General features: G+C 74.2%; 21 protein-coding genes. 16 read left to right on the forward strand and 5 right to left on the reverse strand.

All coding sequences use genetic code 11. From position 1 onward, the window contains the following. Window positions 1–60 precede the first annotated feature (60 nt). From QHG49_RS32850 to QHG49_RS32885, 8 genes are all read left to right on the forward strand, one after another. On the forward strand, window positions 61–1,155 hold the full coding sequence (locus tag QHG49_RS32850; protein WP_301492427.1) for a DegT/DnrJ/EryC1/StrS aminotransferase family protein: 1,095 nt from the start codon (window positions 61–63) through the stop codon (window positions 1,153–1,155). After that, entirely contained in the window at window positions 1,152–2,294 is a 1,143-nt protein-coding gene (locus tag QHG49_RS32855; protein WP_301492429.1) for a DegT/DnrJ/EryC1/StrS aminotransferase family protein, read from the forward strand. The genes QHG49_RS32850 and QHG49_RS32855 overlap by 4 nt, the downstream gene beginning before the upstream one ends. 337 nt (window positions 2,295–2,631) lie before the next feature. Next, window positions 2,632–3,606, forward strand: a complete 975-nt coding sequence (locus tag QHG49_RS32860) for a UbiA family prenyltransferase (RefSeq protein WP_301492430.1) — start codon at window positions 2,632–2,634, stop codon at window positions 3,604–3,606. Beyond that, on the forward strand, window positions 3,603–4,973 hold the full coding sequence (locus QHG49_RS32865; RefSeq protein ID WP_301492431.1) for an NAD(P)/FAD-dependent oxidoreductase: 1,371 nt from the start codon (window positions 3,603–3,605) through the stop codon (window positions 4,971–4,973). Before QHG49_RS32860 ends, QHG49_RS32865 begins: the two co-directional genes overlap by 4 nt. After that, window positions 4,960–6,531 carry a class I adenylate-forming enzyme family protein gene (locus QHG49_RS32870; protein ID WP_301492433.1) on the forward strand — a complete coding sequence of 524 codons (1,572 nt, stop codon included), beginning with the start codon at window positions 4,960–4,962 and terminating at the stop codon, window positions 6,529–6,531. The genes QHG49_RS32865 and QHG49_RS32870 overlap by 14 nt, the downstream gene beginning before the upstream one ends. Before the next feature lie 104 nt (window positions 6,532–6,635). Continuing rightward, complete coding sequence (locus tag QHG49_RS32875) at window positions 6,636–7,445, forward strand: class I SAM-dependent methyltransferase (RefSeq protein WP_145487835.1); 810 nt, start codon at window positions 6,636–6,638, stop codon at window positions 7,443–7,445. Further along, window positions 7,442–9,211 carry a CoA transferase gene (locus QHG49_RS32880; protein WP_301492436.1) on the forward strand — a complete coding sequence of 590 codons (1,770 nt, stop codon included), beginning with the start codon at window positions 7,442–7,444 and terminating at the stop codon, window positions 9,209–9,211. The genes QHG49_RS32875 and QHG49_RS32880 overlap by 4 nt, the downstream gene beginning before the upstream one ends. Further along, window positions 9,208–10,887, forward strand: coding sequence for a class I adenylate-forming enzyme family protein (locus QHG49_RS32885; RefSeq protein ID WP_301492441.1), 1,680 nt, complete (start codon window positions 9,208–9,210; stop codon window positions 10,885–10,887). The genes QHG49_RS32880 and QHG49_RS32885 overlap by 4 nt, the downstream gene beginning before the upstream one ends. A gap of 690 nt (window positions 10,888–11,577) precedes the next feature. Here QHG49_RS32885 and QHG49_RS32890 read toward each other — a convergent pair. Continuing rightward, complete coding sequence (locus tag QHG49_RS32890; protein ID WP_301492444.1) at window positions 11,578–12,510, reverse strand: L,D-transpeptidase; 933 nt, start codon at window positions 12,508–12,510, stop codon at window positions 11,578–11,580. Between the two features lie 379 nt (window positions 12,511–12,889). Here QHG49_RS32890 and QHG49_RS32895 point away from each other — a divergent pair, with 379 nt between their 5' ends. Beyond that, entirely contained in the window at window positions 12,890–13,510 is a 621-nt protein-coding gene (locus QHG49_RS32895; RefSeq protein WP_301492995.1) for a hypothetical protein, read from the forward strand. A gap of 66 nt (window positions 13,511–13,576) precedes the next feature. Here the strand turns inward: QHG49_RS32895 and QHG49_RS32900 are convergent, their stop codons facing one another. Continuing rightward, a complete protein-coding gene (locus QHG49_RS32900; RefSeq protein ID WP_236576602.1) occupies window positions 13,577–14,032 on the reverse strand; it encodes a hypothetical protein in 456 nt (151 codons plus the stop codon). Here QHG49_RS32900 and QHG49_RS34235 point away from each other — a divergent pair. The 7 genes from QHG49_RS34235 (at window position 14,019) to QHG49_RS32935 (ending at window position 22,639) form a co-directional block, all read left to right on the forward strand. After that, window positions 14,019–14,369, forward strand: coding sequence for a DUF664 domain-containing protein (locus QHG49_RS34235; RefSeq protein ID WP_370530544.1), 351 nt, complete (start codon window positions 14,019–14,021; stop codon window positions 14,367–14,369). The two genes, QHG49_RS32900 and QHG49_RS34235, sit on opposite strands and share 14 nt — an antisense overlap. A gap of 349 nt (window positions 14,370–14,718) precedes the next feature. Next, entirely contained in the window at window positions 14,719–16,125 is a 1,407-nt protein-coding gene (locus tag QHG49_RS32910; protein ID WP_159707479.1) for a family 2B encapsulin nanocompartment shell protein, read from the forward strand. Between the two features lie 91 nt (window positions 16,126–16,216). After that, a complete protein-coding gene (locus tag QHG49_RS32915; RefSeq protein ID WP_301492447.1) occupies window positions 16,217–17,527 on the forward strand; it encodes a family 2 encapsulin nanocompartment cargo protein terpene cyclase in 1,311 nt (436 codons plus the stop codon). A gap of 15 nt (window positions 17,528–17,542) precedes the next feature. After that, complete coding sequence (locus QHG49_RS32920) at window positions 17,543–18,418, forward strand: geranyl diphosphate 2-C-methyltransferase (protein WP_159707483.1); 876 nt, start codon at window positions 17,543–17,545, stop codon at window positions 18,416–18,418. Between the two features lie 61 nt (window positions 18,419–18,479). Beyond that, window positions 18,480–19,190, forward strand: a complete 711-nt coding sequence (locus tag QHG49_RS32925) for a response regulator transcription factor (protein WP_145487829.1) — start codon at window positions 18,480–18,482, stop codon at window positions 19,188–19,190. Further along, on the forward strand, window positions 19,187–20,644 hold the full coding sequence (locus tag QHG49_RS32930; protein ID WP_370530545.1) for a sensor histidine kinase: 1,458 nt from the start codon (window positions 19,187–19,189) through the stop codon (window positions 20,642–20,644). The genes QHG49_RS32925 and QHG49_RS32930 overlap by 4 nt, the downstream gene beginning before the upstream one ends. Window positions 20,645–20,650: 6 nt before the next feature. After that, entirely contained in the window at window positions 20,651–22,639 is a 1,989-nt protein-coding gene (locus QHG49_RS32935; protein ID WP_301492448.1) for a glycoside hydrolase, read from the forward strand. 78 nt (window positions 22,640–22,717) lie between these two features. On the opposite strand, the gene QHG49_RS32940 is transcribed toward QHG49_RS32935, so the two are convergent. From QHG49_RS32940 to QHG49_RS32950, 3 genes are all read right to left on the reverse strand, one after another. Next, entirely contained in the window at window positions 22,718–23,578 is an 861-nt protein-coding gene (locus QHG49_RS32940; RefSeq protein ID WP_301492451.1) for an endo alpha-1,4 polygalactosaminidase, read from the reverse strand. A gap of 61 nt (window positions 23,579–23,639) precedes the next feature. Further along, window positions 23,640–25,061: a sensor histidine kinase gene (locus QHG49_RS32945; protein WP_370530546.1), complete on the reverse strand. Its 1,422-nt coding sequence runs from the start codon at window positions 25,059–25,061 to the stop codon at window positions 23,640–23,642. Then, window positions 25,058–25,732 (reverse strand): response regulator transcription factor, encoded by a 675-nt coding sequence (locus QHG49_RS32950; protein WP_159707494.1) that lies wholly within the window; start codon window positions 25,730–25,732, stop codon window positions 25,058–25,060. The genes QHG49_RS32945 and QHG49_RS32950 overlap by 4 nt, the downstream gene beginning before the upstream one ends. Window positions 25,733–25,763: the final 31 nt, after the last annotated feature.

A 25,763-nucleotide genomic window follows, 5' to 3' on the forward strand; every position in this document is an offset into this window, starting at 1 on the left:
ATTCCCTTCTTCTCCCAGGCCGCTACTTTCGAACAATTGTGGCCGTCCATCGAAAAGGCGTTGGGCGACGTTTTCGACAGCGGCAAATTCAGCCATGGGAAACAGGTCGGGCAACTAGAGACGGAACTCGCGCAGTACACCGGCGCCCGCCATGTGATCGGCGTCAACAGCGGGACCGACGCCCTGGTGCTGCTGCTGCGCGCCTGCGGACTGCGGCCCGGTGACGGGGTCCTGGTGCCGGCGTACTCGTTCTTCGCCACCGCCTCGGCCGTCGTCCTCGCGGGCGGGCGGCCGCAGTTCGTGGACATCGACCCGCGCACGTACGCGATGGACCCCGAGGCGCTCGACGCCGCCGTCACCCCCCGCAGCCGGTTCGTGATGCCGGTGCACCTGTTCCACACCATGGCCGACATGGCGGCCGTCGACGCCGTCGCCCGGCGGCACGGCCTGACCGTCGTCGAGGACAGCGCCGAGGCGATCGGCATGCGCCGGAGCGGAGTCCACGCGGGGCTGCACGGCAGGGGCGGCGTCCTGTCGTTCTTCCCCTCCAAGACGCTCGGCGCGATCGGCGACGCCGGGGCCGTCCTCACCGACGACCCGCGGATCGCGGACACGGTCGCGGCCCTGCGCCACCACGGCAGGGGCGGCCGTACGCTGAACGACTTCCCGGCCATCTCCACCGAGAGCGCGCTGCCGGGCGCGAACAGCAAGATGGACGACATCCAGGCGGCCGTCCTGCTCGCCAAACTGCCTTTGCTGGAGGCGCACATCGCGCGCCGCGCCGAACTGGCCGCCGCCTACACCGCCCGGCTGCGGGACGTGCCCGGCATCCTCCGCCTGCCGCGGGCCGTCACGGAGACACCCGACGACCGCGACGTGCACTACGTCTACCTGATCGAGACCGAGCACCGCGACGCCCTGGTCGCACACCTCGGCGCACAGGGCATCGGCACCGAGGTCTACTACCCGCTGCCGCTGCCCCAGCAGCCCGTCCTCGGCCACCTGGGCCACCGGCCCGGCGACTTCCCGCACGCGGAGGCCGCCGCCCGCCGCGCCGTGGCCCTGCCCTTCCACCCGGATCTGCGCCCCGGCGACCTGGACCGCGTCTGCGACACCATCGGCTCCTTCCTCGCCACGACGAGGACCACCGCATGACGACCACGCCCGCCACCGCCGTCCCCTTCTTCCCGCCCGCCCTCTTCGAGGCCGACCGTGCCGCACTGATCGGTCTGGTCCGCGAGGTGGGCCTCGATCCGGAGCAACGTTTCATCCTGGGCGCGCGCACCGCCGCCTTCGAGGAGCTGCTGCGCGCCGACCTCGGCGCCGCCGACGTGGTCGCCTGCTCCAGCGGCACCTCCGCGCTCTCGCTGGTGCTGCGGGCCATGGACATCGGCCCCGGCGACGAGGTGATCGTCCCCGCCTTCGGCTGCGCGCCCCTGGCCTCCTCGGTCGTCGCCGTCGGGGCCGTCCCGGTCTTCGCCGACATCCGGCCGGACACCATGACCATGGACCCGGACGCCGCCGAACGCCTCGTCACCGAGCGGACCCGGGCCGTGCTGCCCGCGCATATGTTCTCCGTGATGGCCGACATGCCCCGCTTCACCGAGCTGGCCCGGCGGCACGGACTGCGCCTGCTGGAGGACTCGGCGGTCGCCCAGGGCGGTGTGCTGCGCGGAGTGCCGGCCGGGCTGTGGGGCGAGGCGGGTGTCTACTCCTTCGTGCAGGTCAAGACGTGCGGGATGCCTGGTGAGGGTGGCGCGGTGATCACCCGGGACCCGGCGCTCGGCGAGCGGGTGCGGATGCTGCGCAACCACGGCCAGCGGCCCGGGCGGCGCTTCGTCCACCACGCCCTCGGCGTCAACAGCCGTTTCGACGAGATCCAGGCGGCCTTCCAGACGCACCGCTACGCCGGTTTCCCCGCACGCCTCGCGCGGCGGGCCGAGATCGCCGCGTACTACACCGAGCGTTTCACCCCGCTCGCCGACCGCGGTGTGACCCCGCCGCCGCCCGACCGCGACGGCCGCTGCTTCTACGTGTACACGGTCCTCGCCGACGCCCGGGAGGCCCTCGCCGCCCATCTCGCCGAGCACGGGGTGGCCACCCATGTGTACTACCCGAGCCCCCTGCCCGCGCACCCCGCCTTCGCGCCCTACGCCCCACCGGACACCCGCTGGCCCGCCGCGGAGCGGGCGGCCCGCCGCCATCTGTCGCTGCCGGTGCACCACTTGCTGACCGACACCCAGGTCCGGCAGGTCGCCGACCTCGTGTGCGCCTTCGCCACGGCGCACGGCTGACGGAAGGCGCCCCGCCGGTACGGAGTACGACGGCTGCCCGCCACCACGCCGTCCCGGCGCACGGCGGACCACCCGGCGCCGAGCACCGGTGAGATAGGGCGGACGCCCTCACCGAGCAGGCGACGCCTGGCGGCGGTGCGTCCCGGGTCACCGCCGCCCTGGGGGACCGCCGTCCCGGGTCACCGCCGACCCGAGGCGGCCGACGGCCCGGAGCGGCGCGCCACCCGCCGGTACGACGCGCCACCCGCCCGGCACCGACCGACCACCCGGCCGCGCGCGCCCGAAGACCCCCCGACCACCGACCACCCCTCCCAGAGACCCGACCCGAAAAGGCCCCATGACCGACAGCATCGTGGCCGGCCGTCCCACGGCCACCACCCACGCTCCCAGCAGGCTGCGCACCTACGCGCGGCTCGGCAAGCTGGACGTGTACGACTACTACCTCGGCATCTTCCTCGCCCTGGCCGCCGCCCTGTTCCCGCTCGACGCCTTCACCGCCCGCAAGACGCTGGTCCTCGCGCTGTTCCTGGCCGGGGAGATCGCCGTCCTCATGGCGATGGTCGCCCTGGACGACGTCACCGGGTTCCGCGACGGCAGCGACCTCGCCAACTACGGCCCCGACAACCCCCTGCGCAGCAAGGCACGCAAGCCCCTGGTCGCCGGGGCGCTGACGGTGCCCCAGGCGCTGCGCTTCGCCTGGACCTGCGCGGTCGCGGGCGCCCTGCTGTGGACGGCCGCCTCCGCGCTCGCCCCGCACCGCCCGCTGTGGGCGCTCGTCGCCGCGGGCGCCCTGTTCGTGGTGTCACTCCAGTACTCGTACGGTCTGAAGATCAGCTACCACGGTTTCCAGGAGGCGTTCCTGGTCGCCCTCGGCGCCGTGCTCGTGATCGTCCCCTACGGGCTGCTGACCGGGGAGTTCACCGGCTTTCTGATGGTGCAGGCGGTGCTGTTCGGGTTCGGCCCGCTGATGTTCGGGGTCTACTCCAACACCAACGACGTCGAGGGCGACCGGGCCGTGGGCCGTCCCACCGTGGCCGCGCTGGTCTCGGAGCGGGGCAACGCCGTCTTCATCGGGGCGCTGTCGGCCGCCGAGTTCCTCATCGGCGCGCTCGCCTCGCTCACCGGCACCGCCCCCTGGTGGTTCGTGCTGCTGATGCTGCCCGCGACCGCGCTGCGCACCCGGCAGTACCTGACCGGGTTCGTGCGGGGCGACATCATGACCGCCCGCCGGACCGGCTTCACCGTGCACCGGCTCAGCGTGGTCCTGATGACCGCGGCCAACGCCCTCGTCGGCTGGGGGGCCACCCGATGACACCCGAACTGGACGTCGCCGTCGTCGGCGCGGGCATCGCCGGACTGACCGCCGCCCACGAACTGCGCCGCGCCGGACTCTCCGTCCGCGTCTACGAGCAACTCCCCGACGTGGGCGGCCGGATGCGCAGCCTGCGCCACGAGGGCTGGACCGTGGACACCGGCGCCGAACAGGTCGCCTCCCACGGCTACCGCGCCACCTGGGAGCTGCTGCGCCGCCTCGGCGTCAGCCCCGCCGACGTGCCCCGGGTCGGGGGCGGGGTGGCCGTCTGGCGCGGCGGGCGCGCCCGCCCGGGCGTGGGGGAGCGCACCGCCGTCCTCACCGGCGCCGGACTCTCCGTCCGTGCCCGCCGCGACCTGGCCGCCTTCTCCGCCTGGTCCGGCCGCCGCGCCGCCGGGTTCGACGGCGACCGCCCCGAACGCACCCCGCTCGGCGCCACCACCGTGCGCGAGGCGACCGCGCGTCACCACCGCGACCTGCACGACTACCTCTTCCAGCCGGTCGCGGGCTGCTTCTTCGGCTGGGACACCGCCCGTTCGGCGGCCGCCCCGCTGGTCAGCCTGCTGCTGGAGGCCGGTTCCCCGAGCAGCTGGCGCACCTACCGGGAGGGCATGGACTTCCTCGCCCGCCGGCTCGCCGCCGAGACCGAGGTCGTCACCGGGCGCATCGTGCGCGAGGTGGTCGACACGGGCGGGCACGCCGTGCTGCGCTGCGACGACGGCGAGGTCAGGGCACGGGCCGCGGTGCTCGCCGTACCCGCGCCCGTCGCGGCGGCCCTGCGCCCCGAACTCCCCGCCGACGAACGGCCGTTCCTCACCGCCTGCACCTTCACCCCGATGCTGAAGGTCAGCTGCCTGCTGGACCGCCCGCTCGCCCCGGCCGCCCGCCGCCCGGTGCACATCCTGCTCACCCCGGCCGCCGAGGAGCAGACCCTCTCCGGTGTCGTCGTGGACCATGCCAAGGACCCCGGCCGCGCCCCCGACGGCCGTGGCCTCATCACCCTCGTGGCCGCTCCGCAGCGGGTTCCCGGACTCCTGGACGCCGACCCGGACGACACCGCCGACCTGCTGGTCCGGGCGGCCGAACGCTACGTCCCCGGCATCGGCGCCGCCCGCCGCCACCACTTCACGCACACCTTCCGCGACGGCCTGCCCGAAGCCACCCCGGCGGCCCTCGCCGAACGCGCCGCCTTCCTGGAGCGGCCGGCGCGCGCGGTGGAGTACGCCGGCGACTGGGTGATGCTGCGGCCCGCGTCCGAAGGCGCCGTCCGCGCGGGCGCGCTCGCCGCGTCCCGCGTCCTGAGCAGGCTCGGCCGGCCCCGCCCGGCCGGCCCCGATCGTCTGGAGAAGTCCGTTGCGACCGCATGACATGGGCACCCTGTTCGACGAGGCCGCGGCGGGCGGCGCCCGCACCGTGTTCCGTCTCGACCGGCCCCTCGACATCGCCCCGGACGCCGGAACCCGCTGGAGCGTCCCGGAACTCGCGGACCTCGTCCGGGTGAGTGCCGCCCGGCTCGCCGCCGCCGGAGTACGGGCCGGGGACCGGGTGGCGATCGTCAAGGACAACCACTGGGACTACGACCTGCTCGCCTGCGCCGCCGTCCGCGTCGGCGCCGTCCCCGCGCTGCTGTCCGCCCGGCTGGAGCCGGAGACCCTGCGCACCCTGCTGGAACGGCTGCGCCCGGCCGCGCTCGTCACCACCTCCGCGCTGCTCGCCCACTGCCGGGCCGCGAGCCCACCGGTCCGTGTCACCCTCGACGCCGAGGCACCCGGCGCCGTCCACCTCGCCGCGCTGGACGCCGGCCGGCCGGGCCCACCGGTACGGCGGGCCGACGACGCCCCCCTCGTCATCCACCACACCTCGGGCACGACCGGCGTACCCAAGCTGGTCGTCCACTCCACCCGCACCCTCGTGCACAAACTCGCCCGCTTCGAGGCGGTGCGCTATCCGGGCATCGGCATCCGCCGCGACGACGTCCTGCTCAACGCCAGCGCGTACGCACACGGACGGACCTTCTGCTGGACGGCGGTGGTCCTGTCGACGCCGCCCGCCGAGGTCGTCCTGCTCACCGGCGACGACCCGGACACCGCCGACCCGCTGCTGCGCGCCCACCCGCCCACCGTCGTCGAGGCCCTGCCCGCCACCTACGTCCGGATGCGGCCGCTCACCACCCGCCTGGACAACCCCTTCCGGCGGGTCCGCCTGTACATCAGCACCTACGACGCCGTGCACCCGCCCGTCCTGCGCGCCTACCTGAACACGACCCGGCACGCCCGCCCGGTGTGGATGCAGGGCTGGGGCCAGACCGAGACCGGCCCGCTGACCTTCCGCTTCCACACCCGGCGCGCCGCGCTCGCCCGGGACACGGACGCCACGGCCCGCCGCCTCGGCCGCCCGGTGCCGCGCCGGACCCGGCTGCGCGCGGTGGACCCGGAGACCCTGCGCCCCGTGCCGCGCGGCCGCCCCGGACTGCTCCTGGTGCGCACCGCCGCCCTCGCCGTCGGCTACGTCGCCGAGGACGAACGCTGGGACGCCAAACGCGTCGGCGACTGGTGGTCCACGGGCGACATGGGCGTGCTGCACCGCGACGGCAGCGTCAGCGTCCTGGACCGCGAGGTCGACAGCATGCCCGGCCTGAGCTGCCTGCGGACCGAGGACCTGCTGGAGGAACGGCTGCCCGGGGCTTTGGAATGCGTCGTCCTCGGCGCCACCGACGGCGATCCGCTGCCCGTCGTGGTCACCGCCGACGGCCGACTCGACCCGGGCGCCTGGAAAGAGGCCACGAACGGGCTACCGGCGCTGCGTGAACCGGCCGTCCTCACCTGGGACGATGTGCCGCGCACCGGCACCGGCAAGGTCCGCCGCGCCGCCCTGGCACGCCGCCTCACCGGCACCGGGCTCACGGACACCGGGCGCTGGACCTGACGGACGGCCCGTCCGGCCGCGAATCCGTCGGCCACCCCTCCCCACGGCCGCGTCGTGACCGGCCGCCCCTCTCGATCGACCCCTCGATGAAAGGAGCCACCCCCATGGCACCGCCGGCCCCCGCCCGGGCGGTCTTCGGCAACGGCACCGCGCACAGCCGCGACCAGCACCGCTGCCTGGAGGCCGCCTACGACCCGGTGACCCTGCCCCGCCTGGCCGCCGCCGGTGTCGGCCCGGGCTGGCACTGCCTGGAGATCGGCGCGGGCGGCGGCAGCATCGCCCGCTGGCTGGCCGAGCGGGTCGCGCCGGGCGGCTCGGTGCTCGCCACCGACCGCGACCCCCGCGACCTCGTCCCCGGCCCGCGGCTGGCGGTCGCCGCGCTCGACGTGGCCCGCGATCCGCTGCCCGAGGCGGCCTACGACCTGATCGTGGCGCGCCTGGTGCTCCAGCACGTGCCCTCCCGCGAGGCCGTCCTGCCCCGCCTCGTACGAGCCCTGCGGCCCGGCGGACTGCTCCAGATCGACGAGATCGACGCCTCCTACGAACCCCCGCTGCTGACCCCGGACCCGGCGGCCGGGGAACTGTACGTCCGCTTCCTGCGGGCCAAGTCGGCCGCGATGCGCGCCGCGGGCGGCGATCCGCACTGGGGGCGCGCCGTGCCCGCCGCCCTGTGCGCGGCGGGGCTGACCGGCATCGACGTCCAGCTGCACATCGGCGTCCGGCACGCCCAGGACCCCGGCCTCGGGCTCCAGTCGAACCACACCCGCAACCTCCGCGACCGGCTGGTGGAACAGGGCATGACCGACGAAGAGCTGCACCGGGTACGGCAGTTGATGCGGGACCCCTCCTTCCGTGCCGCCTCCAGCGTCTTCTACTCGGTGCAGGGCCGCCGGCCCGGCGAGGAGGGCCGGTGAGTCCGCGTACCGCCGTACGGCCGGTGGTCGCCGCCGCCGTCGCCGACCGGTTGCTCCGGCACACCGCCCCGGGTGTCCCGGGGACGCGCCTCGTCCTCGACTGGGCCGGGCCGGTCGGGATGGACCTGCCGGACGAGCGTGCCGTACAGGCCGCCTGCGGGCTCATGCACCTCCACGGCCGGGCCACCGGCGGACCGGCCCCGCTCGCCGTCGACTACGCCTCGGTGGTGGCCGGGGTCCTCGCCGCCCAGGGCGTCACGGCCGCCGGGATCGGACGGGCCCGGGGACTCGACCTGCGCGAGGTGCGGACCTCGGTCGCGCAGGGAGCGCTGCTGGCGGCCGGCCAGTACCTCGCCGCCGCTACGGCCCGCGAAGGAGACGGACCGCCCCCGACGACGGCGGCACCGGAGCCGTGTGCGGGCGGGCTCGCGACCCTGGAGACCTGCGACGGCGCTCGCGTGGAGGTGGAGACCCTCGACCCGCTGGCCTGGCGGGAGTTCTGGACCCGGCTCGGTGTGCCGCCCGCCGTCGCGGGCCGTGGCTGGCTGCCCTTCCAGCAGCGGTTCGCCACCGCCGTATGCCCGTTGCCCGACGAACTGCGCGCGGCCGCCCGCCGCCGCACCCTGCCGGACCTGCGGGCCGCCGCGTACGACACCGGCGTCAGCCTCCTCACCCTCGGCACCGACCCCGACCCGGCCGTCCGCCCCGAACCCTGGCGGTTCACCCCCGCACCGGCCGTCCCCCCGGCTCCCCGGCGGGGAACTCCCGTACCGGCCGTCCCCCCGGTTCCCCGGTGGGGAACTCCTCCGCCAGCGCACGCGGCCCCCGATGCTCTCCCGCGCTCCCTGCCGCTCGCGGGCCTGCGGGTGGTGGAGTCCACGCGCCGGGTGCAGGGACCCCTCGCCGGGCACGTCCTGCGAATGCTGGGCGCCGAGGTGATCCGGATCGAGCCACCGGGCGGCGACCCGATGCGCTGGCTGCCCCCGCTGGCCGGGGACACCTCCGCCCGGTTCACGGCCCTCAACGCGGGCAAGCGGGTCGTCGAGGCCGACCTCACGACCGCGCGGGGCCGGGAGACGGTACGCGCGCTGGCCGCCGAGGCCGACGCCTTCGTGCACAACTGGGCCCCCGGCAAGGCCGGCCGGCTGGGGCTCGACGCCCCCGACCTGCTGTCCGCCCGTCCCGCCCTGGTGTACGCCTGGGCCTCCGGCTTCGGCGACACCCTCGGCGACCGGCCGCCCCTCGGCACCGACTACCTCGCCCAGGTGCACAGCGGACTCGCCGCCGCCGTACGTCCGGCCGACGAACCCCCGGCCCCCTCCCTGATGACCCTCACCGACGTCCTCGGCGGACTGGTGTGCGCCCAGGGCGTGCTGGCCGCGCTGGCGCACCGGGAACGGACCGGGCGGGGCGGCCGCGTCGACTCCAGCCTGGTCTCCGCCGCCGCCCTGGTCCCGCGCCCCGCGCACCGGGTCCGCTGGACGGCACGGGACCGCCCTCTGCGCACCGCGGACGGCCATCTGTACCTCGGCCCCGAGGCCCGCGCGAACCCGGAGGCGGCGCGCCGGCTGCTGGAGCGCGCCGACCGCTCGGCCCGCACCACCGACGAGTGGACGCACCGCCTGGCCGCGGCGGGCCTGACCGCCACCCCCGTCCGCACCGACCTGGCCGCCCTGGCGGACGACCCCGCCTTCGAGGCGGCCGTCGCACCGCCGGATCCGCTCATCGGCCACGCCCGGCCGCACGCGCCCTGGGAGTTCGCATGACCACCGCCCCCGCCACCCTCCCCGCGGCCCGGCGCGGACGACCGGTGTGGACCTCACGCGCCGGCGTGCCCTTCCCCGACCTCGTGCCCCGGGCCCAGCGCCTGGCCTGGGTGTCCGAGGGCCTGTGCCCGGACGCCGATCTGTACACGCTGTTCACCGCCCGCGTCCGCGCACACCCGGACCGCGCCGCCCTGGTGGACGACACCGGGACGCTGACCTACGCGGCGCTGGGCGCCGAAGTCCGCCGTATCGCCGCCCTGTTCGCCCGCTCGGGCCTCGCCGCCGAGGACGTGGTGGCGCTGCGGCTGCCCGACGGACGCGACGCCGTGGCCGCCGAACTCGCCGTGTACGCGCTCGGCGCGGTCGCCCTGCCCCTGCCCCCGAGCGGCGACGACCGCGACACCCGGGCCCTGCTCGCCCGCTCCCGGGCCCGCGCCGCCGTCCTCGGCTCCGCCCGGCAGCTCCCGGCCCTCGCGGACCTTCCCCACCTGGTCACCCGGTACGTCCCCGGCCCGGACCACACCGACGCGCTCGGCCTGCACCCGCCCCGGCCCCGCGCCCCCGAGCCCTGGCGCCCGGGACCCGTCGACCCCTACGGGCCCGCCCGCATCCTGGTGTCGTCCGGCTCCGAGACCGAGCCCAAGATGGTCGCCTACAGCCATCACGCCCTCGCCGGCGGCCGGGCCCGCTACGTCCGCGCCCTGCACCCGGACCCCGAGGTGCCGCCCCGCCACCTCGTCCTCGTCCCGCTGGCCTCCTCCTTCGGCTCCCTCGGCACACCGGTCACCCTCGCCGTCCTCGGCGGCACCCTGATCGTGCCGTCACGGTTCGACCCGGCGGACGCGCTGCGACTGATCGCCGAGCACCGCCCCACCCATCTGTTCGCGGTACCCACCATGCTGCGCCGCATCGCCGACCTCCCGGCCCGACCGGGCGAGGACACCTCGTCGTTGCGCGCCGTCGTCTCCAGCGGCGCCGCCCTGCCACCGGCGATCGCGACGGCCTGCCACCGGCGCTTCGGCCGCCCGGTGGTGACCGTCTACGGCTCCTCCGACGGCGTCAACTGCCACACGGCGGGGGAGAGCGGGCCCCCGGGCGACAGCGTCGGCACCCCCGATCCCGAGGTGGCCCGTATCCGGATCACCGGCCCCGACGGCACCCCGCTGCCCACCGGACAGCGCGGCCAGATCGAGGCACGGGGCCCGATGACACCCCTGTGCTACGTCGACTCACCCGAGCTGAACGCCCGTTACCGCACCCACGACGGCTGGGTGCGCACGGGCGACCTCGGCCGCCTGGACGAGCACGGCAGGCTGCACGTCCTCGGCCGGCTCAAGCGCATCGTCGTACGCGGCGGCCTCAACATCAGCCTCGCCGAGGTGGAACACGGACTGGGCGGCCACCCGTCCGTCGCCGAGGCGGTCTGCGTCCCGGTGCCCGACCCGGACCTCGGGGAACGCCTGTGCGCCTGCGTCCGCCCGGCCCCCGGCGCGCCCGCGCCCACGCTCGACGACCTCACCGCCCATCTGCTGGCCCATGGCCTGGGCCGCCGGAAACACCCCGAACTCCTTTTGCCGGTGGACGAGATGCCACTCGGCCCCACCGGCAAGATCTGCTACCGGACGCTGACGGCGTGGGCGGCCCGGCAGCGGGACGGCGGGAGGCCGGGGGAGTGAGGGACCGCGTCCCCGGGGCCTCGGGAGGCGGCGACCGGAGGGCTCGGTAACCGGTCGTGGTACCGGAGACCGGCCCGGGGCCGCCGCCGACTCGACCCCTCAGAGCCGTCGCACGCGCGGCACACCGGTCGGCATCGGCAGCGTGAACTCCCCGCGCGCGTGCCGAGGGCGGCGACGAGAGCGTCAGCCGTACGACGCTGCCCGTGCGGGAACGGGGCCTGTTCCGGCGAGCCGAACCGGGCCGGGCCACCGGACCCCGGAAGGTGCATGCGGGCCGTCTCGGCACGCCGACCGGCGGGCGTGTCCCGGGGACCGACGGCCGCGCTCCCGCCGACCTCGGCGACCTACGCGACCCCGTCGTCCATGGTGTTCCACAGCCCCGCCAGGGTGCCGCCGTGCGCGAGGACCCGGGCGGTCTCCGGACCGGCGACCGCCATGCCGGACCTGGGCGCTACCGGCGTCGGGGCCGAGGACGCGGGTGCCGGGCGCCGCCTTGAGCGCCCAGCGCGCCGCGGCCCGCGCGTAGTCGGGACGATGCCCGGCGTACGCGACCGCGGCCGCGCCGAACGACGAGGTGGGCGACGACTTCTCGTCCTTGCCCACGCGCTCACCGAAACGACGCGGCCGGTGGACGGCCACCCCGCCGCACTGCTGCGGCGAGGGCCGTCCGACACACCGAGCGGCGGTGGATCACAGCGCCGAGGTCGTGCCCTCCCCGGAGGCGCTGCCCGCGAGCCACTGGCCCCAGTCCAGGTTGAAGTCCGCGTAGCCGTTGTCGGGGTCCGCCTTGGCGCGGGACGAGCCGGTGATGGTCACCGGGTCGCCCTGCTTGACCTGGCCGTAGAACCACTTGGCGTCCGACAGGGACAGGTGGACGCAGCCGTGCGAACCACGGGCGCTGCCACCGCCCGGCGTGGGGTCGCCGGTGGAGTAGTGGACGTACGTACCGCTCTGGGTCAGGTGCACGTCCCAGGGCAGGGTCAGGTCGTAGTAGTTGGGGCTGCCCTTGTCACAGCTGATGCCGACGCTGCAGGAGGTCATGTGGACCTTCTCCTGCTTGTCGATGACGGCCATCGTGCCGTTCCACGTCGGGTACTGGGGGCTGCCCGCGTTGATGGACAGGGTGCGCACCAGCTTGCCGTCGCGGGTCACCTTCATGGTGTGGCCGGTGACCGAGACGTCCGCGCGCACGTCGTCGCCGATCGTGAAGGTGTGCGTGTAGTCGCGCACGCCGTAGCGTCCGGCGCCGTTGCTGACGCCCTTCATGTCGGCGTCGATCTTCACCTTCGTACCCGAGGGCCAGTAGGTCTTCGGCCGCCAGTCGGCGCGCTTGTCGCCGAACCAGTGCCAGGCGCCCGCCACCGGGGTGGAGGCGCTCACCTTCATGTGCTTCTCCACCGCGGCCCGCGCCTTGGCCGCCACGGGATCGGTGAACACCACCGAGATCGGCATGGCCACGCCCACCGTGGTACCGCTCTGCGGGGTGATCGTGTCCAGCAGCATCGGCGGACCCGCAGGCTTCGTCGGCGAAGGCGAGGCGCTCGCGGTCGACTTGCCCGGCGCCTTCGCGTCACCGCCGACCGTGTCGGAGCCACTGCCCCCGCCGCAGGCGCTCGCACCCATCAGCACGGCACCCGTGACCAGTGCGATCCCTATGCTGCCCTTGCGCCGTCCCACTGCCTACCCCGCTCTCTCGTACCTTCGGCCCTGACGGGCCCGACTCCCTGCCAGACAAGGAGAAGGCGGACCTCAGTTGCGTGTCCCGCGCAAAGAGTGTCCCAAACTCCTCTGTGTGCCCGGACAGGGGAGTGGGTGCCGGTGCCGCCCTCTCCGGTCCACCGGACCCTGCCCCGGCCCGCCCCTCGCGAACCGCCCCCGCGCACAGGGACATTGGGCCCCCTCACCGGAGCCCTTCGGCCCGCGGCGCCGGGCGGCGCTCACCAGGAAAGTGGAGTCGTCAACGACAACAGGACAGCTGGGCATGCCAGAGGGGACCACCATCATGGCCGTGCACGAGCACTCCCACCGCCACCCGGGCTCGCGCCCGTCGTTCCGGAACGACCGGACCGCGACCGCGCCCGCCGCGCCGGCCGGCATCGACACGCACACCGGGCAGGCCCGCGCTCTCGCGGCCCTGCGCATCCTGACCGGGTTCGTCTTCCTGTGGGCGTTCCTCGACAAGACCTTCGGCCTCGGCTACGCCACGGCATCCGGCAAGGCGTGGATCGACGGCGTGTCCCCGACGAAGGGCTTCCTCGCCTCCGTCGCCGCGGGCCCCCTGCGGTCCACGTTCCACGCGTGGGCCGGCGCCGGCTGGGCCGACTGGCTGTTCATGCTGGGCATGCTCGGCATCGGCGTGGCGGTGACAACCGGCGTGGCCCTGCGGCCGGCCGCGGTCGCGGGCACCGCCATGATGGCCCTCATGTGGGCCGCCGAATGGCCGCCCGCCCGGCATCTGGCCGACGGCTCGCCGAGCATGTCGACGAACCCGTTCGCCGACTATCACCTCGTCTACGCGGTGGCGCTGATCGCCGTGGCGGCCACCGGCGCGGGCACCGCCTGGGGCCTGGGCCGCCGGTGGGCCGGGCTGCCCGTCGTACGCGACCACGCGTGGCTGCGCTGACCTCGGCCGCGGGCCCGCCGGGAGGCTTCCGCCCGGCGGGCCCGGCCGCGCGCTGGCCTCCGCCGCTCAGCAGCCGTCGTGCTCCGGCTCGAACGTCATCCGGCTGCCGGCCCTGACCACCTGGGCATCCGCATAGGTTTTCCTGGTGACCCGGTACCAGACATGGTCCCGGGACCGCTTGCCGCCCACGTCGTCGAGCATGACGCACCAGCGTTCCTGGCGGATCACGCGGCGGTACGTCTCCGTGCCCTGCCGCACCTTCGTGCACTCGGTCGTGGTCCTGGTCGTGTACCAGGTGCGCTTCCTGCCGCCGCGCCCGGACGTGTGCCGCACCCGCTCGGATCCGGAACGGCAGCGCTTGACCAGGTGCGGCCGGGTCACGAGCCTGCTCGTCGCCGGAACCCGCCGGGTGGTGTCCAGCAGCCCCGACACCTTCCGCGGCTGGCCGGAGCAGCCCCCGAGCACGGCCGCGAGGACCAGGACCACCGCGACGAGCGCCGTCCGGCGTATGTGGTGCCGCACCTTCCTCCTCCATTCGCCGCCCCGGGGAGAGCACGACCATCTCGCGCCCCCGGCCGGTGCGGGCCCCCGGGAGTATGACCGACCACCGCCGAATCCCGAAACGCGCCCCGGGCCGACCGAGCGGTCCGAATATCGGGGAACCGCTCACACGGGCACGGCGATCACCCCCGCCGACGCCCCACTGGTCTGGTGGCCCCACGGCCTCCTCGGCGCACCGCACCTGCACACCCTGCGCGACGTCCTGCCGCACGTCATCACCGAGACCGCGTGCCACGCCGGCCGTCTCGACGCGGCCCGCGAACTCCTCGACGGCCGCCGCCGGCTGGTCCTCACCTGAGGCTCCCGGGCCCCGGTACGAAATCGAACGCCGAGGCCCGGTTCCCCCGCGTGCTGGCCTGATCATGTACGGGCGCGGCGCGGTGATCGTCTTGCGCGGCCCGCCGTGTCCCGCCCCGGCTCCCGCGAGGGTGGCGCAATGCCGCCTATCGGCCCGATAAACCGTGTTCAATTTTTTATCACCGCTTCGAAGGAAGCGCGCCGGCATTCCGGAGACACGGCCTGACCGGCCATTACGGTCCTCTGCGTGGGCGGATCCCGGAGATCCTCCGCTTCACCATCCCTCCCTTTCGCGGTCCGCGCCCCCGTGCGCGCCGGCCGCCCTGTCACGCAAGGAGAGGCCCACCGCGATGACCGTCGACAGCAGCCCGGAGCCCCGGACCGTACCGCAGCAGTCCCTGAGCACCGCCGCCGCCCGCAACCTCGCCACCACCACCAAGTCCGCCCCGCAGATGCAGGAGATCACCTCCCGCTGGTTGCTGCGGATGCTCCCCTGGGTCGAGACCAAGGGCGGCGCCTACCGGGTCAACCGACGGCTGCGCCACACCCTGGGCGACGGACGCATCGAGTTCGTCCAAGAGGGCGCCACCGTCCGTGTGATCCCCCGCGAGCTCGGTGAACTGGCCCTGCTGCGGGGCTTCGAGGACCTCGACGCCCTCACCGCCCTCGCCGACCGCTGCACCCAGCGCGACTTCGCCGCCGGCGAGGTCCTCGTCGAACGCGGCACGCCCGCCGACCGCCTCCACATGATCGCCCACGGCCGTGTCAGCAAGACCGGCCAGGGCCAGTACGGCGCGGAAGTCGCCCTCGCGGTACTCGCGGACGGCGAGCACTTCGGCGAGGAAGCCCTCCTGGACGGCGACTCCCGGCACCTCTACACGGCCACCGCCGAGACCTCCGGCACCCTTCTCACCCTCTCCCGGGCCGACTTCGCCGCCGTACACGACTCCGCGCCGAGCCTGCGGACCCACATCGAGCGGTTCAGCTCCACCACCCGCAGGCGGCAGAACAAGTACGGCGAGGCCGAGATCGCGATGTCGGCCGGTCACGTCGGCGAGGCCGAACTGCCGCACACCTTCGTCGACTACGAGCTGAACCCGCGCGAGTACGAGCTCTCCGTCGCGCAGACCGTCCTGCGCGTCCACACCCGGGTCGCCGACCTCTACAACGGGCCGATGAACCAGACCGAGGAGCAACTACGCCTCACGGTGGAGGCGTTGCGCGAGCGCCAGGAGCACGAGCTGATCAACAACCGTGAGTTCGGGCTGCTGCACAACGCCGACTTCCAGCAGCGCATCCAGCCCCGCTCCGGGCCGCCGACCCCGGACGACATGGACGAACTGCTCACCCGCCGCCGCGGCACCAAGTTCTTCCTCGCCCACCCGAGGACGATCGCCGCGATCGGACGCGGGTTCACCGCCTGCGGCCTCTACCCGGACCATGTCGACGTCGGCGGCCAGATGGTCCCGGCCTGGCGCGGGGTCCCGATCCTGCCCTGCGACAAGATCCCGATCAGTGAGGAGCAGACCAGCTCCGTCATCGCGATGCGCACGGGCGAGGAGAACCAGGGCGTCATCGGCCTGTGGCAGACGGGCCTGACGGAGGAGCACGAGCCGGGCCTCTCCGTGCGCTTCATGGGCATCAACGAGCAGGCGGTCACCTCCTACCTCGTGAGCATGTACTACTCCGCCGCGGTCCTCGTCCCCGACGCGCTCGGTGTCCTGGAGAACGTGCACATCGCCCGCAGGCGGGGCTAGGGCCTCACGGAACCGTTTCGCGAGGAGGCCCCCAACCCCGGCCCGCGCAGCACGTGTCCGTCCTCCTCCCCGCCGTAGCAAGGAGTCGCCGATGCCCGCTCCCCGGCCCCTCGGACCAACCGTCACCGGACCAGCCGCACCCGCGCAGCAGCCACCCACGCACTCGATCCAGGCGGCCGTCTCCACGCCCACGGACCCGGCCGCGTCGCCCGCCCCCGCCCCTGCCCGCGCCGCCGACCCCGGTCACCAGCGGATCCTCGGCGGACCGACCGGCCTGGGCACGTCCTCACTCTCCCTGGCCCGCGCCCTCAAACCACCCGCCTCGGCCCCGCACCCGGCAGTGACCCCCCACCCGGCAGCGCCCCCGCACCCGGCATCGGCACCGGAATCGGAACAGGCATCCCCCGCCCCCTCCTCCGCCGAAGGCCCGGTCGTCCCCGGTCTCTACCACCACCCCGTCCCGGAGCCCGACCCCGGCCGTGTCGAGGAGGTGAGCCGCCGGATCAAGCGCTGGGCCGAGGACGAGGTCCAGCTCTACCCCGAGGAGTGGGAAGGCCAGTTCGACGGCTTCTCCGTGGGGCGCTACATGGTCGCGTGCCACCCCGACGCCCCCGACATCGACCATCTGATGCTCGCCACCCGGCTGATGGTCGCCGAGAACGCCCTCGACGACTGCTACTGCGAGGACCACGGCGGCTCGCCCGTCGGCCTCGGCGGACGCATCCTCCTCGCGCACACCACGCTCGACCACCTCCACACCACACCGGAGTACGCCCCGGCGTGGGAGGAGTCACTGGGCTCCGACGCGCCCCGGCGCGCGTACCGCAGCGCGATGGACTACTTCGTCCGCGCCGCCACGCCCTCGCAGGCCGACCGCTACCGGCACGACATGGCCCGGCTGCACATGGGCTACCTGGCCGAGGCCGCGTGGGCGCAGACCGAGTACGTGCCGGAGGTCTGGGAGTACCTGGCGATGCGCCAGTTCAACAACTTCCGCCCCTGCCCCACCATCACCGACACCGTCGGCGGCTACGAACTGCCGGCCGACCTGCACGCCCTGCCGACGATGCAGCGGGCCATCGCCCTCGCCGGCAACGCGGCCACCATCGTCAACGACCTCTACTCCTACACCAAGGAACTCGACAGCCCCGGCCTGCACCTGAACCTGCCGGTGGTGATCGCGAAGCGCGAGCAACTTTCCGAACGCGAGGCGTACTTGAAGGCCGTCGAGGTCCACAACCAGCTCATGCACGCCTTCGAGGCCGCCGCGGCCGACGTCGCCGCGGAGTGCCCCCTGCCCAGCGTGCTGCGCTTCCTCAAGGGCGTGGCCACCTGGGTCGACGGCAACCACGACTGGCACCGCACCAACACCTACCGCTACAGCCTGCCCGACTTCTGGTAAAGAACGGAAACACCTGTGACCACGGAAACGACCCCCGGCCTCTCCGCGACGATCCCGGCCCCGGCGACCCCCTACCAGGAGGACATCGCCCGGTACTGGAACAACGAGGCGAGGCCGGTCAACCTGCGCCTCGGTGACGTGGACGGCCTCTACCACCACCACTACGGCATCGGCGCCGTCGACCGTGCCGCGCTCGGCGACCCGGAGCACCGCGAGTACGAGAAGAGACTCATCGCCGAGCTGCACCGGCTGGAGTCCGCCCAGGCGGAGCTGCTCCTGGACCACCTCGGCGCCGTCACGAGCGAGGACACCCTCGTCGACGCCGGCTGCGGGCGCGGCGGCTCCATGGTGATGGCCCACCGCCGCTTCGGCTGCCGGGTCCAGGGCGTCACCCTGTCCGAGACACAGGCCGAGTTCGGCAACGGGCGCGCCCGGGACCTCCGTATCCAGGACCACGTCCGCTCCCACGTCTGCAACATGCTCGACACCCCCTTCGAGAAGGGCAGTGTCACCGCCTCGTGGAACAACGAGTCCACGATGTACGTCGACCTGCACGACCTGTTCGCCGAGCACTCCCGCTTCCTCAAGGTGGGCGGCCGCTATGTGACGATCACCGGCTGCTGGAACCCGCGCTACGGCCAGCCGTCCAAGTGGGTCTCCCGGATCAACGCCCACTTCGAGTGCAACATCCACTCCCGCCGGGAGTACCTGCGCGCCATGGCCGACAACCGGCTCGTGCCCCAGGCCGTCATCGACCTGACCCCCGACACGCTGCCCTACTGGGAGCTGCGGGCCACCTCCTCGCTGGTCACCGGCATCGAAGAGGCGTTCATCGAGTCCTACCGCGACGGCTCCTTCCAGTACGTCCTGATCGCCGCCGACCGCGTCTGACACCCGGCCCTCCCGACGGTCCTGCGCCGAACCTGCGGGCCGGGTTTGGCAAGCTGGCCGCATGAACAGTGCTGGTGAGCGGGTGTCCGCGGCGAGGATCCTGGTCGTCGACGACGAGCCCGAGGTGCGGTACGCCGTCGAGGACGGCCTCGCGGTGGAGGGCTACGACGTGCGCGGGGCACAGGACGGGCCCGGCGCGCTGTCCGCCGTGGCCGAGTGGGAACCCGACGCCGTGGTCCTCGACGTGATGCTGCCGGGCCTCGACGGGCTCGCGGTCTGCCGGCGGCTGCGGAACCTCGGCGACCGCACCCCGGTCCTGGTCCTCACCGCCCTCGGCTCGGTGCGCGAACGGGTCGACGGCCTCGACGCGGGCGCCGACGACTACCTGGTCAAACCCTTCGCCCTGGACGAACTCGTGGCACGCGTACGGGCCCTGCTGCGCCGCTCCGCGTCCACCGGGCCCGTGGCCGGGACGGAGCTGTCCTTCGCCGATCTCGTCGTCGATCCGGTCACCCGCACCGGTCGGCGCGGCGCACGCACCGTCGAGTTCAGCCGCACCGAGTTCTCCTTGCTGGAACTGCTGCTCCGCCACCCCGGACAGGTGCTGCCGAGAAGCGTGATCCTGGACCGCGTGTGGGGCCACGACTTCGGGCCGGAGTCCAACTCGCTGGCCGTGTACGTCGGTTATCTGCGGCGCAAGCTGGAGGCCGGGGGCGAGCCCCGGCTGGTGCACACCGTGCACGGCGTCGGCTACCGGCTGGACCTGCCGTGAGGGCCCTGCCGTGGCGCCGGGCCGGACGGACGGGCGGCCGGTGGCCGCGCCACCGGCTGCGCACCCGGCTGACCCTCGCGGCCTCGGCCGCCGTCGCCGTCGTCGTGGTGGGGGTCTGCGCCGCCGCGTTCCTGGTGATCCGTCAGCAGCTGCTGCACCAGCTGGACCTGCACCTGACCCAGTCCGCGCGGCTGGCCGCCCAGCAGTACCGCCGCGAGCCGCCCGGCGTCGTCCAGGGCGAATGCCGCTACCTCGCCGCCCCGGCCTGCACCCAGCTGGTGCCCGCCCGCGCCGGAGACGACCCGGCGGACCCCTATCTGCTGCCCGTCACCGGCGCCACCCGCCAGGTCGCGGCCGGTACCCGCGGCCCGTACTACAGCGAACTCCGCCTCGCCGGCCACCGCGCCCGGATGCTGACCACTCCACTGCGGGCGGGCCGCGCCCTCCAGGTCGCGGTACGTGCCGACACCGTCGACCAAGGGGTACGGCAGGCCGCCGCACTGCTCGGTGCCGTCGGCGCGGCCGGTGTGGTCCTGGCCGGGGGGCTCGGCTTCTGGGTCTCCCGGACCGGCCTCGCCCCCGTCGCCCGGCTGACCGCGACCGCGGAACGCATCGCCGCCACCCGCGACGCCCGCCACCGCATCGAGCTGCCCCCCGGGCGGGCTGCCGCCGACGACGAGATCACCCGGCTCGCCGCCGCCTTCAACACCATGCTCGGGGAGCTGGAGAAGTCCGTGACCGCGCAGCGCCGACTGGTCGCCGACGCCTCCCACGAACTGCGCACCCCCCTCACCGCGCTGCGCGCCAACGCCGACCTGCTGGCGCGCTCCGACCGGCTGACCGGGGCGCAGCGCGAGCGGGCGGCCGGCGCGCTCGGCCGCCAGCTGCGCGAGGTCACCGTCCTCGTCAACGACCTGATCGAACTGGCCCGCGACGAGGAGCCGGACCCGCTGGTGGAGGACGTCCAGCTGGCGTCGGTCGTCGCCCACGCGGTCGACGCGGCCCGCGACCACTGGCCGGACGCCCCCTTCCGGCTGCGGATCGCTCACGACACGGAGACCGTGACGGTGGCGGGCGTACCGGCAAGGCTGTCCCGGCTGCTGTCGAGCCTGCTCGACAACGCGGCCAAGTTCAGTCCGCCCGGCCGCCCCGTCGAGGTCACCCTGGCCCGCGAGGCGCACGGCGTGGTCCTGGAGATCCGGGACCACGGGCCCGGCATCGCCGCCGAGGACCTGCCCCACGTCTTCGACCGCTTCTACCGGGCCCGCACGGCCCGCGCCCTGCCCGGCTCCGGGCTCGGGCTCGCCATGGCCCGCCAGATCGCCCGCGCGCATCACGCCGACCTCACCGCGGGACCCGCGCCCGGCGGCGGCGCGCTCTTCCGGCTGCGGATACCCGACTCCGCCGGGCCCGACGGCCTCTCACAAGTCTCTTATCCCGGATCACCACAGTGACGGACCATGAAGGCGAGGAAAATCAGGAAGACCAGGAAGAAGGCCGTCGCGCTGAGCGGCGCCCTCGCGGTGCTCGGCGTGGTCGGCACGGCCACCGCGTTCGGTGACGGCACCGGTGACCGGCAGCGCGTCGAGGTGCACGGGGGCCGGGTGACCGTACCCGTCGCGGGCGGACACGCGACGGTGGACACCGCCTCGCTCGCCGTGCGCGCACAGGCCGACGACGGCAGCGGCTGGCAGCTCTCGGCGCCCGCGGCGGACGGCCTGGGCCCCGCAGGGAAGGTGTCGGTGCGCGGGAACGAGGCCACCTGGCGCTACCCGTCGACGGGCTTCACCGTGACGGCCGCCGCCCGCGACGGACGCCTGGCGGTGTCGGTGCGCTCCGCCCGCGAGACCACGCTGAACTGGCCCGTGACCGGCGGCGACCCGGCCACCCGGGAGATGCAGATACCGCGCGGCGAGGGCCTGTCGGTACCGGTCGCCGACCGGTGGTGGAACTCGTCGAAGGCCGGGCTCGCCGGCAGCGAGGCGGGCCTCTCCGACGGCCTGACCATGCCGTTCTGGGGCACCAGCCGCGCGAGCGGGCACGGTTCGAGCTACATCGCCGAGTCCGACATCGGCAGCACGCTGACGTTCGTCTCCTCCGGCGGCCGTCTGCGCGCCGAGGCACGGCACGCGTTCTCGGCGCGGGAGGGCACCGGGAACTACAAGATCACCTTCGCGCTCACCGACGGCTCGCCGGTGGCCGCCGCCCGCGACTACCGCGCCTGGCTGCTCGGCCACGGCGGCATCACCACCCTGCGCGCGAAGATCGCCGCGAACCCCGGGGTGGGCAGGCTGGTGGGGGCCTTCCACGCCTACACCTGGGGCCAGGCACGCACCGCCGAGGGCGTGCGCCGGCTGCGGGACCTCGGCATCGGCCGGATGTGGCTCGGCTACGACGCCGACGGCTCGCCCATGGACGCCAAGGCCGTCGCCCTCGCCGAACGCTCCGGCTACCTCGTGGGACCGTACGACTCCTGGGCCAACGCCCAGGACCCGGACTCGGCCGACACCCCGGTCTCGAAGTGGCCGTCCCCGGTGTGGCCGGACGCCTGCGTACGGGACGCGGACGGCAAGCCGGTCACCGGCTTCGGCGGGCGCGGCTGCTACGTCAGCTCCGAGGCCCTCAAGCGCGCCGAACCGTCGAAGCACTATCTCGCCGAGCGGACCCGGGAGATGACCGCCAACGGCGCCGACAGCTACTTCCTCGACGTCGACGCGGCCGGCGAGCTGTTCACCGACCGGTCCCCGGCGCACCCGATGACCCAGGCGCAGGACCGCCGGAACCGGCTGGAGCGCATGGCACGGCTGTCCGGCGACGGGAAGCTGGTCCTCGGCTCGGAGAGCGCCGGTTCCTGGGCGAACAAGGTGGTGTCCTTCAGCCACGGTTCCGGCACGCCCGTCACCGACGGACTGTGGGCGCTGGAGCGGGACCGGGCCACCTGGGGCGGTTATGCGCCCGCCGGGGCGCCCGGGGTCTACTTCAAGCCCGTCCACCTGCCGGACGACATCGCCAAGGCGATGTACGACCCGAGGTACCGGGTGCCGCTCTACCAGACCGTGCTGCACGACTCGGTGATCAGCACCGAGCGCTGGGAGCTGTCCTGGTCGAAGCTGCCGGACCAGAGCCGCACCCGCGCGCTGCTGGCGATGCTGTACAACGTGCCGCTCAACCTGGTCCTCGACCAGTCCGAACTGGACGAGCACGGCAAGCAGATCGCCGCGCTGCAAAAGTACTTCGAGCCGCTGCACAAGGCCGCGGCCACGCTGCCGATGACCGGCTTCAGCCGGCTGACGCCGGACAGCCTGGTGCAGCGGACGGCCTTCGGCGACGGCGCCCTGACCGTGACCGCCAACTTCTCCGCCACGACGCACGCCGGCCTGCCCGGCGGCTGCGTCGACGCGGTGATCAAGGGCGGAAAGGCCCGGCGCATGTGTCCGCCGAGCCTGTGACCCCGAGGGTCCGCCGGGGCGCCGCGCCCCGGCGGACCGACGGGCGGCCGAGCACCGGCCGCCCGTCGCCGGGGCCGGTCAGCAGGTGCGGAAGGTGTAGTCCTCGGAGCCGCGGACCGAGACGTCCAGGTCGCGCCGGACGATGCCGAGCTTCGAGCCGAAGCCCGAGCAGGCACGGCTGAAACCGCTGTCCTTGTACTCGATCACGAAGACCCGGTCGGCGTACGCCTTGGCGTACTCACCGCACTCGTTGTACTGCCCGCACTCCTCGGCGACGGCGAAGTCGAAGCCGATCTTCGTGCGGTCCGGGAGCATGTCGGCCGTGTTCTTCTGCCCGATGGCGAGACCGGCGGCGTGCGCCCGGTCGGCCAGCAGCTTCGCGAAGGCCGAGTTGTCCGCCTTCGTCAGCCGTCCGCCGGAACGCTCGTAGGAGTCGAGGTTGTCCGGCTCGACGGCCTGGAAGCCGCTCTTGGCACAGCCGTCGATCCAGCCGCCGACGACCTCGGCGAGACGGGAGCGCTTGTCGGCCGTGGACGTGTCCAGGAGCGCCTCGTCCCAGTCCTGGTCGAGCACCGGACGCTTGCCCTTGTCCCGCAGCACCAGGTCGGGGTGGTTCTTCGTCCACCAGCTCAGCGCGTCGGGCTGGGCCTGGAACGCGTTGACGTAGCACAGGTTGTAGAGGCCCTTGGCGGGCTCCGCGGACCGGTCGCGCGACACGGCGGTGACGCCCTTGGCCGGGGTGTACGCGCCGCCGATCTGGTAGTCGAACGTGGCGTTGGCCGCGGGGAGCACCACCTTCGGTGCCGCCTTCGCGGCCGGGGTGTCCGCGAAGACGTCGGACAGCGTCAGCCCCGCCCCGAGAGCGGCGGCGACCCCGACCGCACCGGCGACGACGGTGCTGGTGCGGCGGAAGAAAGGTACAGCGGAGTGCTTCGACACACGGACTCCTGTGCAACGGTCGTACTGACGCGCACATCCTGGGCCGCCGACCATGAGGATTTCATGAGGGACGCGGTGTCCGGCGGTGCCCGGCCGACCGCTGGAGCGGCCCCAGCGTCAGCACGAACGCCGAACCGCCGCCCGGTCTGCGCCGGACCGTCACCTGCCCGCCGTGCGTGGCGGCGACCTCCCGCACCAGCGACAGCCCGATGCCGGTGCCGCCGCCGTCGGAGCGGAACCGCTCCAGCAGGCCGGGCAGTCCGTCCGGGTCCACCCCGGCGCCCCGGTCCGCCACCGTCACCGCCGTACCGCGCACCATGACGTCCACCTCGGCGCGGTCCTCGGGATCCCCCGGAGTCCGCCCGTGCCGCAGGGCGTTGGCCAGCAGATTGCGCACCGCGATCCGCACCAGTGCCGGATCCGCCGTCGCCACCGACGCCTCCAGCGAGGTCGTCACGGTGTGCCGGGAGACCGGCAGTTCCTCGCAGACCTGCTCGACCAGCTGGTCCAGCCGCAGCGGCACCGGCCGGAACGTGCCCGTCGACTGGAGCCGGCCACGGGTGAGGATGTTGTCGACGACGTCCGTCATCCGGTCCGCGGCCCGCCGCAGCCGCGGCAGATGCGAGTGCAGACCTCCCGGATCGGCGTCCGCGATGTCCACCGAGCCTCGCATCACCGCCACCGGGGTACGCAGCTCGTGCGCCGCGTCCGCGAGCAGCCGCTCCTGTGCGTCCAGCGCCTCCCACGCGGGCCGCATGCTCCGCCCCGACAGCACGTATCCGGTCACCGCCGACAGCAGGACCAGCAGACCCGAACCGGACAGCACCGCCACCGCCAGACGCCGGTGCTGGGCCTGCCCCTTCGCCGGGTCACCGGCCACCACCACCGCGCCGGCCGTCTTCTGCGACTGGTCCTGGTAGTAGGGCAGCGCCAGCAGGTACACGGAACCGCCTTCGCCGGTACGGGCCCGTGTGCTCTCGGTGTCGTCGTGGGCCATCGCCCGGTGCGCGATCCGGTCGACCGCGTCCGCCGCGACGTCCACGCCGGGGCCGCGCGAGGTGAACACCCGCCGCAGCCGGTCCCCGTGCGCCTGGAGCACGATCACCTGCGCGCCCGCGCTGGTCGCCTCGTCGTCGTACAGGCCGTCCAGCTGGATCCCCGCGTCGGTGTAGTAGATCAGCGACACGGCCACCGCCGCCCGCCGGTGCATGTCCTCGTACTCGGCGGACTGCCAGGACCGTCCGTCGGTACGGATCACCAGCCACGACAGCGCGCCCACCCCGGCCAGCGTGATCAGCGTGTACGCCAGTGTCAGCCGCCACTGGAGCCGGCCGAGGCGGCGGCGGGCCGGGGACGGACGCGCGGCGCGCCGCGCTGTGGCGGGCCGGCCGTGCCGCCCGGTCAGGAGCCGGGTCAGGAGCCCGCGCCGCGGTGCCCGGCGCGGGCGTCCCGCCGAGCGCTGTCCCTGGTGGTCGCCCGTCACTCCGGATCCGCGCTGCCGGTGAACCGGAACCCGTGCCCGCGCACGGTCCGGATCGGCGAGGGCGGTCCGAGTTTGCGGCGGAGGCCCGCCACCACCGCGTCCACCACGTTCGAGAGGGGGTCGGCCATCTCGTCCCAGCACTGCTCGATCAGCGTCGAGCGGGTGACGACCTCCTCGGGGCGCAGGAGCAGCTGGCGCAGCACCGCGTACTCCTTGGGCGTCAGGGACAGCAGGATCCCGGCCCGGCGCACCTCGCGGCGGGCCTCGTCCAGCTCGACGTCGGCGTGGCGCAGGTGCACGGGCGTCCGGTCCGGTGCCCGGCGGACGAGACTGCCCACCCGCAGCACCAGCTCCACCATCGCGAACGGCTTCGCCAGGTAGTCGTCCGCCCCGGCGTGGAAGCCGTCCACCCGGTCCGGGACCTCGTTCATCGCCGTCAGGCACAGCACCGGCGTCGTCCAGCCCCGGCGCCTGCGCTCCCGGAGCGCGTCCAGGGTGTCCCCGGACGGCACCATGCGGTCCAGGACCACGCAGCCGTACGGCGCGAGGTCGAGCAGGACGTCCGCGTCCGGCCAGTCGGGGACGGCGTCCACGGCGTATCCGGCGCCCCGCAGCCCGGCCTCGATGACATGCCGGAGATCTTCTTCGTCCTCGACCAGGAGCACGCGCATGGTTCTGACTCGTCCTTGGGGCTCGGGCGGC

Origin of the sequence: Streptomyces sp. WP-1, from assembly GCF_030450125.1 — a bacterium.
Lineage (GTDB): Bacteria > Actinomycetota > Actinomycetes > Streptomycetales > Streptomycetaceae > Streptomyces > Streptomyces incarnatus.

Bases quoted from the DNA above. Each gene is read 5' to 3' on its own strand.
- QHG49_RS32855 (WP_301492429.1), top strand. From the start codon at position 1,152: ATGACGACCACGCCCGCCACCGCCGTCCCCTTCTTCCCGCCCGCCCTC.
- QHG49_RS32860 (WP_301492430.1), top strand. From the start codon at position 2,632: ATGACCGACAGCATCGTGGCCGGCCGTCCCACGGCCACCACCCACGCT.
- QHG49_RS32865 (WP_301492431.1), top strand. From the start codon at position 3,603: ATGACACCCGAACTGGACGTCGCCGTCGTCGGCGCGGGCATCGCCGGA.
- QHG49_RS32875 (WP_145487835.1), top strand. From the start codon at position 6,636: ATGGCACCGCCGGCCCCCGCCCGGGCGGTCTTCGGCAACGGCACCGCG.
- QHG49_RS32885 (WP_301492441.1), top strand. From the start codon at position 9,208: ATGACCACCGCCCCCGCCACCCTCCCCGCGGCCCGGCGCGGACGACCG.
- QHG49_RS32890 (WP_301492444.1), bottom strand. From the start codon at position 12,510: ATGGGTGCGAGCGCCTGCGGCGGGGGCAGTGGCTCCGACACGGTCGGC.
- QHG49_RS32895 (WP_301492995.1), top strand. From the start codon at position 12,890: ATGGCCGTGCACGAGCACTCCCACCGCCACCCGGGCTCGCGCCCGTCG.
- QHG49_RS34235 (WP_370530544.1), top strand. From the start codon at position 14,019: ATGTGGTGCCGCACCTTCCTCCTCCATTCGCCGCCCCGGGGAGAGCAC.
- QHG49_RS32910 (WP_159707479.1), top strand. From the start codon at position 14,719: ATGACCGTCGACAGCAGCCCGGAGCCCCGGACCGTACCGCAGCAGTCC.
- QHG49_RS32915 (WP_301492447.1), top strand. From the start codon at position 16,217: ATGCCCGCTCCCCGGCCCCTCGGACCAACCGTCACCGGACCAGCCGCA.
- QHG49_RS32925 (WP_145487829.1), top strand. From the start codon at position 18,480: ATGAACAGTGCTGGTGAGCGGGTGTCCGCGGCGAGGATCCTGGTCGTC.
- QHG49_RS32935 (WP_301492448.1), top strand. From the start codon at position 20,651: ATGAAGGCGAGGAAAATCAGGAAGACCAGGAAGAAGGCCGTCGCGCTG.
- QHG49_RS32950 (WP_159707494.1), bottom strand. From the start codon at position 25,732: ATGCGCGTGCTCCTGGTCGAGGACGAAGAAGATCTCCGGCATGTCATC.